Source organism: Chitinophaga ginsengisegetis (genome assembly GCF_900168065.1).
GTDB lineage: Bacteria > Bacteroidota > Bacteroidia > Chitinophagales > Chitinophagaceae > Chitinophaga > Chitinophaga ginsengisegetis.
The window spans coordinates 2,024,904-2,041,248 of the sequence record NZ_FUZZ01000001.1; the positions used below are offsets into that span (position 1 = coordinate 2,024,904).

A 16,345-nucleotide genomic window follows, 5' to 3' on the forward strand; every position below is an offset into this window, starting at 1 on the left:
GATAATCAGGATACTTCGTTAATCCGGATAACCACGCTGGTTCTTTTAACATGCAGCTGTGGATTAAATCCGATGTTCATTAAAAATTCGCCGGTAAATATAGTGTTATCCGGGATAACTGTATCTTCTCCGGGATAAAGATTAATTTCTTTCAGGCGGTATTTCTTTGCAGGGTCCAGGCCCTTTAACCGGATGGGAAATTTGCTGCCTTCGCCATAACGGTAATTTACCAGGTAGTTAAACAATACGCCGGTGGCTTTCTTTTCATCGAGATACATTACGGCGGCTACGCTGCCCTCGTGCGGATTTGCCAGCCGGTATTGGTCGCCGTGCCAGATCACATCTTTCAAAGCATTATAATTATTAATCGCCTCCTTGCAGAAAGCGAGATCTTTCTCTTTTAAATCCTTTACTACAATATCAAAACCCAGCTTGCCCATCATAGCTACATCCACCCTGAATTTGATGGGTTGCTTACCCCAGTCGGTTACGTGGTTGGCGCTGGCAATGGCCGGATAGAAGTAAGAATTTTCCCACTGGATATAGATGCGCTCCAAAGGATCGGTGTTATCGCTGGGCCAGTACTCCGTAAAATATTGTAACGCGGCATAGTCCACACGGCCGCCGCCACCGGAGCAAAGCATCATGGGCACATTGGGATATTTAGCGCGTACCCTGGCCAGTACTTTATACAAGCCCCGCACATATTCCACATAGAACTGCGACTGCTGCTGCTTTTGGTAAGCGGACCATGCGTTGTAAATAACAGCGTTGCAATCCCATTTGATATAAGATAATTTGGGCGCTTTTATAAACAGCGAATCCACCACCCGGAACACAAAATCCTGTACCTGCGGATTACTCAAATCCAGCACCAGCTGGTTACGGAAATAATGTTCTTCGCGGCCGGGTTGTCTTAACACCCAATCCGGATGTTTTGTGTTCAGCTCACTCTTTGGATTCACCATTTCGGGTTCTATCCAGATCCCAAATTTCACCCCATTAAGTTGCGCCATGCTATCCAGCGCAGCAATACCGTTAGGCAGTTTTTTGCGGTTCTCCTGCCAGTCGCCCAACCCGGCGTGATCGCTGTTGCGCGGAAATTTATTACCAAACCAGCCGTCGTCCAGCAGGAAGAGATCCACGCCGAGGTCTTTGGTATCTTTTAATAAGCTTTTCAGTGCGGATTCATCGAAGTTGAAATTAGTGGCTTCCCAGTTATTTAATAGTGTGAGCCGCTCTCCTTTTCCGTCCAGTAATTTATAGTTCCTCGCCCAGCTTTGTAGCTTACGGCTGGCATCTCCTTTTCCTTTTGTGGAGAAGGTATACAGGAAAGGCGGTGTTTCAAAAGCGGTATTTGTTTTTAATACATAGGGAGATGCATAGTTATTGATTCCAGCTATGATACGTAAGTTATCCAGGTTGTCGAGTTCAAGATCGATCCTGAAATTTCCGCTCCACTCCAGGGACCCGTATAACACACTGCCCTCGTCTTCTGTAGCCGGTTTATCCAGCGACACCATGAATACCGGTGGCTGGAATAAATTGGCGCGGGTACCCAGTTTTGAATCCAGTGTTTTAATGCCGTGTGTAAGCGGTGTTTCCTCCGGCTGCATTTCCTTTGCCCAGTCGCCATGATACTGCCGGAGGTAGTAACGCGGCGCTTTGAGATAAAGATTGGCGGAAGCAAATTTCTGCAGGGTTACATTTCCTTTTTCCTGGTGCCTGATTACGGACCATTGTTCTATTACATCTTCAGCTTTATACACTTTGTAATACAACGTTACTTCAAAGGGATACACGGGGTCTTTCAGCAGGATACTAATCTCCTCTACATCTGCTCCGCGGGGAGTTACTTTATGACTTACATAACGCAGGTCCAGTGCATTATTGCCATCGGCATGCGTTACCGCGATGGCGGGTTCCACCAGGTTTTTTGTACCGGCAGCGGTATAGGCAGCATTGGATACGGTTGAATAATCTTCGGTTTGTTTGTACGCCATTGGTACCTGCTGGTACTCTGCGGCATTGGATAGTTTGGTACCAAAGTAGATGGTGGACAATTGTCCCTTTGCATCTACCTGTAATACCACGGCATTATTTTTTGATTCCACAGGGATTGTAAATGGCCTGGCATCCTGTGCGAAGGCTTGTCCGCAGCAGCACATCGCCAATAACCAGATGCCCTGTTTCAAGTGGATGAATCGTATCATGAAAAAAATCTTTTTAAACTTATAGCTACAGGTATTTATGAGCAATACGGATAACGGTATGCCCGCTATCCGTATCATTTTAAGGAGTATATCAGTACCCCGCATTCTGACGGAGTTTTCTTCCGGATGAATTAATTTCCGACTGCGGAATGGGCACCCAGTAATTTTTTGCTTTATCAAATTTGCGGTTGTCCAGTGCAATAATTCTTGTGTATACGATGGCGCCATTGGGTTGTTTGGATGGCAATATGCCGTAACCGGGAACGTTTTCTGTTACCTCTGCAATCTTCCACCGGCGTACATCGAAATAGCGGTGTTCTTCAAAGGCCAGTTCAATGCGGCGTTCGTTGCGGATGCGGCTCCGCATACTGTCGGCCGACAATCCTTTGGGTAGTTCAGGCATGCCTGCTCTTGCGCGGATATCATTCACCGCTTTATACACCGTGTTATCCGGGCCTACAGCTTCGTTCTGCGCTTCCGCGTAGTTCAGCAGCACTTCCGCATACCTTAAATATTTCCAGGGCTGGTAAGCTGTCTGGTTCGGGTTTTCAACCGGGTTGGCTTCGTTGATATATTTTCTTACGTAGTAGCCGGTAGGACTGGTATTCCAGTTACCATTGCCATCTTTACTGTCTTTACCGCCGGGACGGAATGTTTCCACGTTGCGGGTTCTGTAAGGAGCGCCGTTATAGAGAATGCTCGCATAAAAACGTGGATCCCTGTTCTGGTAAGGATTTGCTTTTTCTGCAGGATTGTTCCAGTCGAAACGGGAGCCATCGGCCATTTCATAATCGTCTACAAGATTCTGCATTGGCGTATTTCCGCCCCATCCGCCATAACCATTGGGACCGTTTACCAGTTCCAGGTTGGTGTGTTCGTTGGTAGGAGAATATACCCGTTCAAAAATATCTTCACTGGTACCACTGATGGTGAATAAAGTTTTGTAGTTGTTATACAGCGTAAACTTGTTCAGCGCTATTACATCGGAAGCGGCAGCAGCGGCAGCAGCCCATTTTGTTTTATCGTTGGTGCCATTGGTGTACAAAGGGCTGGCAGCGTATAACAACAGGCGCGCTTTCAATGCCAGTGCGGCGGCGTAGGAGCCGCGGCCAGTGGGATAACTTTTATCCTTCATCATAGTAGCGGCAGTATTCAGTTCATTCACTGCATACTGAATACATTCCTGCACCGGTTTACGGATAAAAAGCGAATCGAAGTTGGTATCATCCAGGTTGTATACGCGGTCGCCGGCCAAAGGCACATCACCGAAGTTGCGGATCAGGTCCTGGTAGCGGTAAGCGCGGATAAAGTGGAGTTCTCCTTTCAGCCGTTCTTTTCCATAATCGCTCATTGGAACTTTGTCGATGTTGGCTAACGCGTAATTCACCTCGCGGATGCTGCGATAGCTCCTGATCCAGGTATCGCTCATCCAGCCGGTTCTGTCCGGCGTGAGGGCGCCCTGTTGCACAAACCAGGTATTGTTGTCCCATACTACCACGGATTCGTCTGTTACAGAGCTCATCCAGGCATCTTCAAAAGCGCGGCCAAAGCCGGGTTTTCCACCATCGTTACTACCGCCCACACCGATATATCTTCCTGTAACATAGGCTTCCGCCAGCGAGGAATCGCCCCACACGGCAGCATCGGTGATGATGCTGGTTGGTGCGGTGTCAAGAAAATCTTTCTTACATGCTCCCAGTGCGGCCAGGCCGGCTGCTACCAGGATCAGTGATATATTTTTAGTCTTCATTTCTTTGCAATTGAAATAGTAAATGATTTGTTTCCCCTCTTAAAAATTCACATTCACGCCTACGTTAAACACTTTCTGTTGCGGGTAAAAATATCCGCTGCCATCGGTGCCTTCCGGATCTATTTGTTTCACTCTTGTAAAGGTGAGCAGGTTAAATCCATTCACATAAAAGCGGGCGGATTTAATGGATGCTTTCGACAATAAAGCAGTGGGGAGGTTATAGCCAATCTCTACGTTTTTAAGGCGGAGGAAAGAAGTATTCCAGTTCCAGAAAGTACTTGGGTATGCGCCGAGGTTGCTGGAATTCGGTCTGGATACGGGGCGTGGCCAGGAAGCATTGGTATTTTCCGGTGTCCAGCGGTTATCTGCCCATTCCTTGAGGAAGGAGCCAAATTCACCGGATTCCCAGAGGAGGTATTGTGCGGATTCTCCCTGTCCCTGTAATAAAATATTTACATCAAAACTTTTCCAGGAGGCGCCTAACGTGATGCCATATACGATTTGCGGAATATTGTTCTGGTCTACTCTTACGCGATCGGCAGCGGTGATTGCTTTATCACCGTCGTAGTCTTCCAGGATCAGGTCACCGGGCCTGGTGCCGGGAGCATGTGGTGTAGCATCGATCTGTGCCTGGTCTTTGAAGATGCCGATGCTGCGGTAGTACAGGCCGGCATTGATCGGGTGTCCTTCCACTTTCTGGTAAGAAAGGGTGCCAGGCGCTTCATCCAGGAAGATGACTTTGTTTTTGATAAAGCTGAAGTTACCACCGATATTGAATTTCACGTCGTTGAAGCGGGTTTCATACATCACGGAGGCTTCAATGCCTTTGTTGGTAACCTTACCGATATTTTCGTCGGGGATCTGGCTGCTGCTGATACCGCTTACGCCGGGGATACTTAAATTTCTCGGCGCCAGGATATTGTCTCTCGTTTCACTGAACACATCCAGGGTAACATTAAAGTGATTGAATAAAGAAGCGTCTATACCGATGTTGGCCTTCTTTGCTGTTTCCCAGGTGATATTTGGATTCGCCAGTTTGGCGTATACAATGGTGGGAATATTGGCGCCGTAAGGCTGTCCTGCGTTTGTTAATGTACTCAGTACATTGGTTTGCAGGTTCAGGTTTTGAAGATATTGATAGCCGGGCGCATCGTCCGGTTTAATATTTTCATTTCCCAGCAGTCCGTAGGAAGCGCGGAGCTTTAAGCTGTTGATCGTATTTTTATTAAACCACGATTCTTCTGAAATACGCCATGCTGCCATTGCGCTGGGGAAAAATCCGTATTGTCTTCCCGGTGCAAAAATGGAGGAGCCATCTTCGCGGAGCTGTACATCCAACAGGTATTTTTCTGAATAGTTATAACTGATACGGCCGAAGTAACTTCTGCGGGTAATGATGTAACTGCTGCCGTAGTTACTTGCATCTGTTGGCAAAGCGCCGCCCTGGCTCAGTTCCGGCAACAAGGTAGTGATATAGTTCTGACGGCCGGCGCCAAAAGTTTCATACGTTGTTTTCGATTGCTGTATTGCTGCAAATGCGCTGAGCTGGTGTTTACCAAAATGTTTATCATAGCTCAAACGGAGAAAAGAGTTCAGGAGTGTATAGTTGATCTGGCTTTCCGACATGGAAGGGTTATTGGGACCACCTTTCACCGCGTCATAGGTTTGTGTGCCTTTATCGTACTGGTACACGATCCAGTTTTTAGCCAGCTGTTTATCAAATTCAAAACGCTTGTCGATAGATACCATTCCATCTACTGATAATCCTTTAGCTAATTCGTAACTCGCTTTACCGATGATACTACCGGTGGTGATGGGTCTTTTATCGGCGCCAGATAACTGTGCCATTGCCAGCGGGTTTTTCCCCATTTCCACACCGGCCCCCATCATGCCATTCGGATAATAAGCCGGGAGTGTTGGGTAGGTGCGGTAAAGGAATTCAAATACGTTGGAGGCGCCAAAGCCAGCCAGCGCGGTCTTTTCTTCCTGCCGGCCAGACATCTGTACCGTTGCTTTAAACCGGGAGGAGAAGTTAATATCGAAGTTTGCGCGGATGTTATATTGTTTATAATTGAGTGGACTGTTGCGATACAATCCATCCTGGTTCAGATAACCGCCGGAGATATAATACGACAGTTTATTGCTGCCGCCGGAGAAGGAAAGATTGGCGGAAGTTTGAGGCGCCAGTGGTTTCATCACTTCCTTTTCCCAATCGGTGTTCGGGTAAGACACGGGGTCTTTTCCGTTTCTGAACAATTCTATTTCCGCATCGGAATAGCGCTGGTGCTGGCCTTGTGAAGGATTGTTATAATAGCCTATTTCATTTACGATAGTGGCGTAGGTAGCCGCATCTACAAATTCCGGCAACCGGGTAGGTTTTATAAAACCCTGGTTGAGGTTGAAGCTGAAATTTGTTTTGCCGGCTTCTCCTTTTTTGGTGGTGACCAATATAACGCCGTTCGCTGCCTGCGAGCCATAAATGGCGGCAGAAGCATCTTTCAGGATACTGATGCTTTCAATATCGCTGGCGTTTAAGCGGGAAAATCCACCGAGTGCATTGGGTACGCCATCAATTACAATTAACGGGGCAGAGTTACCGGTGGTAGCCACCCCGCGGATCAGCAACCGGGCATCGTCGTAACCTGGTTCCCCGCTGGTGTTGGGCGCAATGAGGCCCGGCATACGGCCAACGAGTGAGTTGGAGATATTGGGCTGCGGGCTTCTTACTATTTCCGCGCTTTTCACCGCCGCAACGGAACCTGTTAACGTGGCTTTTTTTGTGGTGCCATATCCTACTACCACTACGTCGTTCAGTTTTTCCACAGAGGGTTCCAGGGCGATAGTGGTGAAATCCTGCGTGAGCGTTAACTCCTGCTGCCGGAAACCAATTCCCGAAACAACTACTGTGTTGCTGCCTGCCGGCATGGTAAGCACAAACCTGCCTTCTTCATCTGTTTTTGCACCGGCGGTGGTGCCTTTTACAACTATGGAGATAAATGGTAGTGGTGATTTGTCGGTGGAACTGATGACTTTACCTTTGAATGGTTTTTGCTGGGCATACGCTGGTATGCACAAACAAAACGCAGCAAAAAATGCGATGACGCATTTCAGCAAGTGTTTGGCAATCATTTTTTTTCAATTTAAAACGTAAATGGAATACGAATGGTGGAAACATCAATCGTGGAACGGCGCTGTGATCCAATCATTCATAACGTGCTTTTTTAGTTGACCTGTACTATTTGCATCTGTACTATACTATACTATTCTACAAATATAATTTCCGGTATTGAAACTTCCAAAAAAAATTCCCGTGCACCAACGGGATGAATATATTAGCCCTCATTACCTTATTTTTATTGCAGAAAGATATGCTTATGACAAACCGTTTCTCCGCCGCACTGGCTGCCTTGTTGTTAACCGGCAGCGCATTAATGGCGCAAAGCAAAAAACCCATAGACGCCATAAAAGCGGACGATATTAAAAAGGACCTGTACTACCTGGCCGACGATCATTTCAGGGGAAGGGAAGCCGGCACACTGGACGAATTAAAGGCATCTGTATGGCTGGCAGAGCAGGCGCGTAAAGCCGGTCTTGAGCCCGCCGGTGATGATGGCACCTACTTCCAGTTCTTTTCCCTGATACGGGAACGGGTAAGTAACAACAGCACCATCAGTATAGGCAACCGGTCGTTTCATTTATGGCAGGACGCCATTGTATATGAACCCGGCTTTGCATCGGTGGATGCGCCTATTGTATTTATAAATGACGCCGACACCGTATCTGCCGCCACCATAAAAGGAAAAGTAGTGGCATTGCAGTTTTCCGCCAAAGGCATCAATGATCCGCGTGTGCAGGTACCTACGCGATACGCTGGCATAGTGGTGAACTACTGGGCAAAGTACCTCGCCTCCAAAGGCGCAGTGGCCATTATTTTTGTTGGGGATGAACTGGCACAGAAAGGATGGGGCAAAGCCACACAATATAACAACCGAGGTTCCTACCAGATAGAAGGCAGTCTTTTTCACCGGCAGCTGTTAACCGGCGTTCCCATCATCTGGCTGCAGCAGGATGCCCTGCCGCTGGTACAGCAGCCAGGGCAACAACTGAAAGCGCACATCTTCTCTGAATCTTTCACCTACCCTTCGGTAAATGTGGTAGCGAAAGTAAAAGGCAGCGATCCTAAGCTGGCAGGAGAATATGTCGTATTCAGCGGCCACCAGGATCATGACGGGGTAAGGAATGTACCCGGAGTAGCCGATTCTATTTACAATGGCGCCGATGATAATGCCAGCGTAAGCGTTGCCCTGCTGGCCATTGGCCGGGCCTTCCGCCGGCAACCGGGCAAGCGCTCCACCCTGTTCATCTGGCATGGTTCGGAAGAAAGAGGACTGTTTGGCTCCACCTGGTTTGCGGATCATCCAACGGTGCCGCGGGAATCACTGGTAGCTGTATTAAATGCGGATATGATCGGTAATAATGCGCCCGACAGCGCCGCCCTGCTTGGCCTCATCCCGCCTCATCTCAGCTCTTCCGCGCTGGCAAAAATAGGACTGGAAGAAAACCGTAAAGGGCCGGGATTCAAACTGGATACGGCATGGGATAAAGCCACCCATCCGGAAGTATGGTACTTCCGCAGCGATCACTATCCCTATGCGAAAAAGAATATCCCGGTACTGTACTTCAGCTCATTACCTCACGCACTTTATCACACCCCGGGCGATGAAGCGGCTACCATCAATATAGAAAAGCTGACAAAAATAGCCCGGTGGATGTATGCCACCGGCTTTACTGTATCCAACCTGGCAGAACGGCCGGCAATGGAACCCGGCTTCCAGCTGGAAAGGTAAATGTATAAGGAAGCAGCGGCCGCAGTCGCTGCTTCCTTATAGTGTAATCTCTTCTTCCTTCATCAGGAATGCGCCGTAGGCATGCAGTGCATCGATAACAGACAATGCCTGCTTTGCCCTTTCGGTGAGCGCATAATCCACGCGCGGGGGCTTTTCAGCATATGCCTTCCGGGTCACCATGTTTTTCTCTTCCAGGTCGCGCAGTTGCGTAATCAGCATTTTATCGGTGATATGCGATATGGACTTTTTCAGATCGCCATACCGGACCGGTCCTTCACGAAGCGCCACCAGGATAGGCATTTTCCAGGTACCCCCGATATAATTCATTGCAAATTCAACAGGACTATAATACAACCTGTTCTGATGCCGGAAATCTTTCATACCGGAAATTTACTTCCGTATTCCCGTTTTTTTGCCTTTATATACTAAAAAGTAGGTATCCCTGTTGCCTCACGGATGCGTGTCCGGTACTTCGGACATGGGTACCTGATGGACTATCCATGCACTATCTATACTGTTCCCATGCACTCCTCATGCACTCCTCATGCACTATTGATGCACTATCCATGCACTCAGGCTGCCTGAGCCTGCTTACTGGTAAGGTAATGGCCCAACCGGTATACCCATCTTTCTTTGCAGGTTCAGGGCAGAGTCAAGGTGCGCTGATAAGATAGGCAGATTGTCCAGGGCGAAAGCCTTTATCTCCACATCTGCCGCATTCTTAGCCGCACTTTTAAATGCGCGGATATCTCTCTTATGATCATCTATCATCATGCTGATATAGGCCCTGTCAAATGCTTCTCCCTTCTTTTTTTCCAGTCTTTCCTTCATTTTTTGCTGATGATTGGACACCGAATCAGGGAGTATTATATTTTTGGATGCAGCCAATGCTTTCAGTTTTTCGTTACCTGCTCCGTGATCTTTTATCATTAAGGCCCCAAAAGCCTTTACCTGTTTGTTCATAGAATTTGTTTGGGCCAGCTGTCCCAGCTGTACCTCTGTCATTCCTCCACTGGCGGCTTCTACCAGGAAATCAGCATCTGCTTTGGAAGGAATAACGGCTAATAACTCCGCAGACGGGCTGCCCATCATCTGGCTGTCGATTTTTGCGCGGTTGGCTTCTTTGGCTTTCTTTTCGCTGTCGGAAGACCTGTTGTTACAACCCCATAAGAGGAACAATGACGACAGCGTATAACAGAAGAAAAGTGAGTTTTTCATAATCCCTCCTTTTAGGGAAATGGCCCCAAAACATATGCCATGAGCATCCCCTTACATAAGATATCCGGGGGTCTTATGATATAAACTCAGCCTGGGTTTTATGGCTATATTCCCCTTTTATTTCCGTTCTTCATCTATACGGAAAGATACTTTACAAATGATGCCATAGGTAGATACCTTGCCGTCTTTTACATGTGCCTTGATGTCTTTTACATAAACAGAATCTATGTTATGTATGGTTTTTGAAACCTCGCTTACAGCATTATTGATAGCGTCTTCAATGCTTTTTTCTGATGAAGAGATGACTTCAATTACTTTTACGATAGACATAAGATGATCTTTTTAAATGATTAGAAAAGAACCTTGTAAGAGGTGATAACAATAACATTGTCAATAAGGTTCCACCGGCAGCCGGTAACTTCTGAAGAAACAGGCACCTTCCGGAACCGGCCATCCAAAACATTTTCCCGGTACCAGGAAGAACTTCCGGCCTTAATCTTAATTCATAATCAATTAATTTTCAATTATTTAAAGACACCGCTTTTTCCTTGAGAATTTTTGCTCTAGTTTGTGCTTCCAAACATGAACATAAAATAAGCATTGTCAAGTAAGCAAGCATACGGGGAAATTGAGCTGATATCTTCTTTTCAGCAGGGCGAACACAAAGCACTGCATCAAATTTATGCGCTATACCAGCGGCCACTCTGTTTTTTTACGGAACAGCTGACTTCCGATACCATGGCCGCAGAAGATATTGTTTCGGAGTGCTTCATCCAGGCATTTCAAAAAAAAGAAAACTTCCCCACACTGGGCCAACTGAAAGCTTTCCTGTTCACTGCCGCAAGAAACGCCGCCCTTAATTATCTGAAGGCACAAAAACGACATGGTGATATTCACCAGTCGATAGAAAGGGTAGCCGACCGCTTTTCCATAGATGTTGAAAAAGCCTATATAAAAACGGAGGTAATACAGGCTATTTTCCTCGAAATTGAAAAGCTGCCACCACAATGCCGGCAGGTAGTGCGCCTCTCCGTTATCGACGGGAAACGGCCGCAGGAAATAGCCGATGAACTCAATATGGCCTACCAGACCGTTCTGAACCAAAAAGCAAAAGGTGTAGGATTATTACGCACCGCTCTTTTAAAAAACGAGCTGATATCCCTGCCAGTCCTTGTTTCCGCACTATTATTGCTGCAACGCTGATTTTTTTTTGAGAAGGGCGGTATAAAAGGAGGAGTTAGTTGTTTTAGTAGTATCGACATGAGGGAGAACAATCATTACATAGCCGGCCTGATTGGCAAATACCTGGACAATAGTCTGAATGCTGACGAGCAAATTGCATTAACGGAGTGGATCAACACCTCCGATGATAACCGCCGTCTTTTTGCAGAACTAACCGATCAGCAACAGCTGGTGGCGAATCTTCAGCGGTTTTATGCCTATGATACAGACAGGATTTCCAGGAAGATCAGTGAACAGATCCCTGGATTTGACCAACCTGCTGCGCCCCCGGTTCACCGGGTTCATTTCATCCGCAGATGGGGCTGGGCAGCTGCTGCAGCACTGCTGCTTGCAGGAAGCACCTACCTGCTGGTAATGAATAAAAAAGATCAGTCGCCGGTCATCGCATCAAAGGTAGCGGATATCACTCCCGGCAGTCAGGGCGCTATACTCACCCTGGCCGACGGACGACAGGTTGTACTGGATAGCATGACCAGCGGAATTGTTGCGCACCAAAGCGGTACCTCCGTAGTATTATCTAACGGAAAACTGATGTATGATCCTTCCGGGGAAACCGTTTCCGATATCCAGTATAACAAAATGACCACGCCCAAAGGACGGCAATTCCAGATGACCTTACCTGACGGCACCAAAGTGTGGTTAAATGCAGCCAGCTCCATCCGCTACCCTACTGTATTTGCGGGCAAGGAACGAAAAGTGGAAGTATACGGGGAAGCCTGTTTTGAAGTAGCAAAAGATGTCAATAAACCTTTCCTGGTAAATGTAAATAATAAAGCTTCCATAGAAGTACTGGGCACGTTGTTCAACGTAAACGCCTACGAAAATGAAAAAACGATCAATACAACATTGCTCGATGGAAGCGTAAGAGTAGTCAGTGAACCTGCCAGCATAATCCTCAAACCTGGTCAGCAGGCACAGATCAACAATATTTCCGGCACCAATAAACCGGGAGCAAAAATAGCTATAGTAAGCAATCCGGACATTGAAAAAATAATGGCCTGGAAAAACGGCCTGTTCAACTTTGAAGGCGCCAATCTCGAAGAAGTAATGCGACAGCTGGAACGCTGGTACAATATAGATGTAGTTTATGAAAATGGTATACCGGATATACAATTCATGGGAGAAATGAGCAGGCAGATATCATTAACAGACCTGCTGGAAATATTAAGGAGAACAGAAGTAGACTTTAGAGTAGAAGGACGCAAATTGATTGTGCTGAATAAATAAGTATCAGATACACTTCACCGGAGAATCACAGAAGGGGCCTGTATGGCCCGGCCTGACTATTTTATTAAACGAACCAACCATTAAAAAACCGTCACGGATTGCGGCCGTGACGGTGTATTTGACTTAGTTGGTTTCTAAACGGTTTATTGCAATTCACATTTATTAACAACCAAATCTCATGCAATTTATGCAAAAAAAATGCTATTGGCCGCCCGATCGCCGGGGAAAAAACATGGGCCTAACCAAAATCTTTCTGGTAATGAGACTTACTGTCATTTTATTAGCCGCCGCCATCTTTCAGGCAAATGCCTCGGGTCACGCACAAACCGTTACCCTTTCGGGTAAAGCCATCCCTATCAAACAAGTATTTAGTGCCATCAAACAACAAACAGGGTACGTAGTTTTCAGTAATAATAACACGATCAATGATACACGGAATGTATCGCTTTCCGTACGTGATATGCCGTTGAAAGATCTGCTGAATGAAGTATTGAAAGACTTTCCGGTTACCTATGTGATCAAGGACAAAACAATTGTATTGTCCCGCAAAACAGCGCCGGCCGGCAATATCCTGGCTCCTCCCAATACCATCACCGGTACCATCCGCTCTGCAACCGGTGAACCACTGCCAGGCGTTTCTGTCCGGATAAAAAATACGGTCAGCGGCACCATCACCGGGTCTGACGGCTCTTTCTTCTTTAACCGTCCTCCCGAAAACGCGGTATTCGTGATCAGCATGCTGGGATATGAAACCCTGGAAATCGCTGTCCTGAAAGGGAATAATGGTTTCACTGCCAACACGCTTGATAAAGCACAATCGAAGTCGCTGCTGGTAACCGATGGCGCCAACCTGTTACTGAACATCACGCTGAACAGGAAAGACTTTGAAATGAACGATGTAGTAATCACCGGGTATATGAACGTGAATAAAAAGAACTACGTAGGTTCCGTTTACTCCGTGAAAGCCGATGATATCAAGATAGCCGGCGAAACCAGCATCGACCAGATGTTGCAGGGCGTTGTGCCCGGCATGTCTGTAATGACGCAATCGGGGCAGGTGGGTTCCACCCCAAAGATCCGTATCCGCGGTACCTCTACCATCCTGGGCAACCAGGAACCGGTTTGGGTAGTGGATGGCGTAATCCAGCGCGATCCCTTACCAATGCCCAGTGGCAGCGGATCACTGGCAGGAGACATGAGTGAACTGCGCCTGATCGCCTCTAACGCAATTTCCTGGCTGAACCCAAACGATATTGAAACCATCACCGTTTTAAAAGATGCTTCGGCCACCGCTATTTATGGTTCACAGGCAGCCAACGGCGTAATTGTACTCACCACAAAAAAAGCCCGTCCCGGCCAGTTGTCGGTGTCTTACAACTCCAACCTCACCGTTGGTCAGAAACCTACCTACGGCGACTTCGACCTGATGAACTCCCAGGAACTGATGCAGTTTTCGAAAGAAGTATACGAAGCGCGCGACAGCTATACTGCTGAAGTATTGCCTATCGGCTACGCTGCACTGATCCAGCAACTACAAAGAAAAGAAATTGATTACGCCACTTACGTGGAACGGTACCGGAAACTGGAAAATCAGAATACCGATTGGTTCTCTCTCCTGTTCCGCAACCCGTTCAGTCAGAATCACAGCCTGAGCATCTCCGGCGGTACCGAGAAGATCTCAAACAGAACCTCTCTGAGCCTGCAACAGCAAAACGGCGAAGCCAAAGGAAATGACCTTACTTCTTTCGCCGCCTCTTCCAATACCACGCTCCGGTTTGGAAAACGGCTAACCGTAAACTTCATGCTGAATGGAAGCCGCCGGGAAACAAATGGTTTTGCATATGGCGTAGATCCGTTCACCTATGCTTACAATACCGCCAGAACCATTCCTATGTATAACGACGACGGCTCCCTTTTCTATCATGAGAAAAGAGGGGAATCCAGCACCGTTTTCCCCGGCAACAACAGCTACCAGTATAACATTCAGAATGAAATTAATAATACCGGGAATAAAAATGTGACCACTAACCTGTCGTCTACTGCAGATGTAAACCTGCAGTTAACAAAGGACCTGCAATACCAGGGACTGTTATCTTACACCCTTACCAATTCCAACGTAAAATCTTACGCTACGGAATTATCTTACTATATCACTCAAACAAGAGGATATGAGTTTGGCAGCGTACTGTCCAACTCTCCGCAGGAACTGGCCAGCCGCCTGCCTTTCGGAGGACTCGTACAAATGCAGAATGCCAACAACAGTGGATATACCTGGAGAAACAGCCTGGTGTATAACCACCTGTTTGGTACTAAACATGCCGTTACCCTCCAGGGGGGAATGGAGGCAAGATCCGCACTCACGCAGGGTAACACTGATACCCGTTATGGCTATCTCCGTTACCGCGGAGAAAGTTATGCGCCTGTTCCGGCACTGTCTGCGATGATCTCCGGCAATGGCGACAATCTCCTTGACCTCATGCGCGTCAATTCCCGCATCGTTAACCAGAAGAGTAATTTCCTGAGTGAATATTTTTCTGCGGTGTATGGTTTTGATCAGCGCTTTATCTTCAACTTCAACGCAAGACTGGATGCCTCCAACCGTTTCGGGCAGGATAAAAACAAGCGGTTCCAGCCAACCTGGTCGGTGGGTGGAAAATGGCGCGTTGCCAACGAAAAATTCCTCAGCTCCCAGAAATGGCTGAATGCCTTCGACGTATCTGCCACTTACGGCTACCAGGGAAATGCAGTGGAAGCGGTATCTCCTTACCTGATTGCCACCGACGGAGGACTCAGCAATGTATTCAAACAGTATATCCTCAATATCAAATCGCTGCCTTATCCTGAACTGGGTTGGGAGAAAACAAAAACATGGAACCTCGGACTGGATGTTGCCATGTTTAACGGCCGCCTGAGCGCTACCGCCAACTGGTACAAAAAAAGCAGTAACATCCTCGCTTCACGGGACGTGCCCGTTGAAAACGGGATGAATTCCGCAACCGTATTTGGCTCCCTGATGGAAAACACCGGCTATGATCTGATCATCAGTGTAGTACCGGTGCGTACCAAAGACTTCATGTGGCAGTTTTCTGTGAATACAGGTCTTGCCCGGAACGTGCTGAAACAAAACGAAAGGGTTAATACGAGAGAGGATTATCTGAACGGAACAGCTATTGTGAACGGAGAAGCCTACTCCACTTTTTATTCCTATGCTTATGCAGGTTTAAGTCCGGCCAATGGAGTGCCGCTCTTCAAAAACATGGATATTAAACCTACTGCCAACGACCTGGAATACCTGGTAAAATCAGGTAAGCTGGATCCCGACTTTTCCGGTGGATTCAATACAATGGTCAGGTATAAGAACCTCTCCTTAAGCGCACAATTCGCCATGGCATTCGGAAATCAAAAAAGACTGCCCGTGTTCTACAACGCTTCCGGTGCGCCCACTCCTGAACAGAATGCTCCCAGGATCCTGAAGGAACGCTGGAAACAACCAGGCGATGAGAAATATACCAACGTTCCTGCTGTTCCACCCGGCAATCCCCGCAGGATAGAATTCTACCTGCCAACAACAGTACCATTCAGGGTAACACCATATGACCTGTATAACCAATCCGACTACATGGTGGCAGATGCTGATTTTGTCCGCTGCCGGCAAATTTCGTTTAACTACGAGTTTACACAGGAACTGCTGAAAAAGATACACATCAAACGACTGAGTACATCCCTCAGCATGACCAACCCGTTCCTGGTAACTTTTGACGATGCATGGAGAGGCTATGACCCCGAAACAAACGGATGGCCTGCCCGCAGAACAACGTCATTATCTTTTAATATGACTTTCTAATATT

The 16,345-nt window shown here is 47.3% G+C and carries 10 protein-coding genes; 4 read left to right on the forward strand and 6 right to left on the reverse strand.

The genetic code is table 11. From position 1 onward, the window contains the following. Positions 1-5: 5 nt before the first annotated feature. The 3 genes from B5Z18_RS08045 to B5Z18_RS08055 form a co-directional block, all read right to left on the reverse strand. Entirely contained in the window at positions 6-2,213 is a 2,208-nt protein-coding gene (locus B5Z18_RS08045) for an alpha-galactosidase (RefSeq protein ID WP_079470005.1), read from the reverse strand. 91 nt (positions 2,214-2,304) lie between these two features. Further along, positions 2,305-3,963 carry a RagB/SusD family nutrient uptake outer membrane protein gene (locus tag B5Z18_RS08050; RefSeq protein WP_079468858.1) on the reverse strand — a complete coding sequence of 553 codons (1,659 nt, stop codon included), beginning with the start codon at positions 3,961-3,963 and terminating at the stop codon, positions 2,305-2,307. Between the two features lie 39 nt (positions 3,964-4,002). Next, a complete protein-coding gene (locus tag B5Z18_RS08055) occupies positions 4,003-7,092 on the reverse strand; it encodes a SusC/RagA family TonB-linked outer membrane protein (RefSeq protein ID WP_079468859.1) in 3,090 nt (1,029 codons plus the stop codon). A gap of 245 nt (positions 7,093-7,337) precedes the next feature. Between B5Z18_RS08055 and B5Z18_RS08060 the strand changes: the two genes are divergently transcribed. After that, the gene (locus B5Z18_RS08060; RefSeq protein WP_079470006.1) at positions 7,338-8,810 is read left to right on the forward strand and encodes a M28 family peptidase; all 1,473 of its coding nucleotides are present in this window, start codon (positions 7,338-7,340) and stop codon (positions 8,808-8,810) included. A 36-nt stretch (positions 8,811-8,846) separates the two neighbouring features. Here B5Z18_RS08060 and B5Z18_RS08065 read toward each other — a convergent pair whose 3' ends face one another. From B5Z18_RS08065 to B5Z18_RS08075, 3 genes are all read right to left on the reverse strand, one after another. Then, positions 8,847-9,191, reverse strand: coding sequence for a winged helix-turn-helix transcriptional regulator (locus B5Z18_RS08065; protein WP_079468860.1), 345 nt, complete (start codon positions 9,189-9,191; stop codon positions 8,847-8,849). Between the two features lie 210 nt (positions 9,192-9,401). Continuing rightward, a complete protein-coding gene (locus B5Z18_RS08070; protein ID WP_079468861.1) occupies positions 9,402-10,028 on the reverse strand; it encodes a DUF4142 domain-containing protein in 627 nt (208 codons plus the stop codon). A gap of 117 nt (positions 10,029-10,145) precedes the next feature. Then, complete coding sequence (locus tag B5Z18_RS08075) at positions 10,146-10,358, reverse strand: dodecin family protein (RefSeq protein WP_079468862.1); 213 nt, start codon at positions 10,356-10,358, stop codon at positions 10,146-10,148. Positions 10,359-10,628: 270 nt separating this feature from the next. On the opposite strand from B5Z18_RS08075, the gene B5Z18_RS08080 reads away from it, so the two are divergent. The 3 genes from B5Z18_RS08080 to B5Z18_RS08090 all read left to right on the forward strand — a co-directional run bounded on the left by B5Z18_RS08080 (position 10,629) and on the right by B5Z18_RS08090 (position 16,341). Beyond that, positions 10,629-11,231, forward strand: coding sequence for an RNA polymerase sigma factor (locus tag B5Z18_RS08080; protein ID WP_079468863.1), 603 nt, complete (start codon positions 10,629-10,631; stop codon positions 11,229-11,231). 57 nt (positions 11,232-11,288) lie between these two features. Next, complete coding sequence (locus tag B5Z18_RS08085; protein ID WP_079468864.1) at positions 11,289-12,497, forward strand: FecR family protein; 1,209 nt, start codon at positions 11,289-11,291, stop codon at positions 12,495-12,497. Between the two features lie 259 nt (positions 12,498-12,756). Then, a complete protein-coding gene (locus tag B5Z18_RS08090) occupies positions 12,757-16,341 on the forward strand; it encodes a SusC/RagA family TonB-linked outer membrane protein (protein WP_079470007.1) in 3,585 nt (1,194 codons plus the stop codon). The last annotated feature ends 4 nt before the right edge of the window (positions 16,342-16,345 follow it).

What these genes read in the sequence shown, in the direction of transcription:
- B5Z18_RS08070 (WP_079468861.1), bottom strand. Translation starts at nt 10,028, where the DNA reads ATGAAAAACTCACTTTTCTTCTGTTATACGCTGTCGTCATTGTTCCTC.
- B5Z18_RS08060 (WP_079470006.1), top strand. Translation starts at nt 7,338, where the DNA reads ATGACAAACCGTTTCTCCGCCGCACTGGCTGCCTTGTTGTTAACCGGC.
- B5Z18_RS08090 (WP_079470007.1), top strand. Translation starts at nt 12,757, where the DNA reads ATGAGACTTACTGTCATTTTATTAGCCGCCGCCATCTTTCAGGCAAAT.
- B5Z18_RS08050 (WP_079468858.1), bottom strand. Translation starts at nt 3,963, where the DNA reads ATGAAGACTAAAAATATATCACTGATCCTGGTAGCAGCCGGCCTGGCC.
- B5Z18_RS08055 (WP_079468859.1), bottom strand. Translation starts at nt 7,092, where the DNA reads ATGATTGCCAAACACTTGCTGAAATGCGTCATCGCATTTTTTGCTGCG.
- B5Z18_RS08045 (WP_079470005.1), bottom strand. Translation starts at nt 2,213, where the DNA reads ATGATACGATTCATCCACTTGAAACAGGGCATCTGGTTATTGGCGATG.
- B5Z18_RS08085 (WP_079468864.1), top strand. Translation starts at nt 11,289, where the DNA reads ATGAGGGAGAACAATCATTACATAGCCGGCCTGATTGGCAAATACCTG.
- B5Z18_RS08075 (WP_079468862.1), bottom strand. Translation starts at nt 10,358, where the DNA reads ATGTCTATCGTAAAAGTAATTGAAGTCATCTCTTCATCAGAAAAAAGC.
- B5Z18_RS08065 (WP_079468860.1), bottom strand. Translation starts at nt 9,191, where the DNA reads ATGAAAGATTTCCGGCATCAGAACAGGTTGTATTATAGTCCTGTTGAA.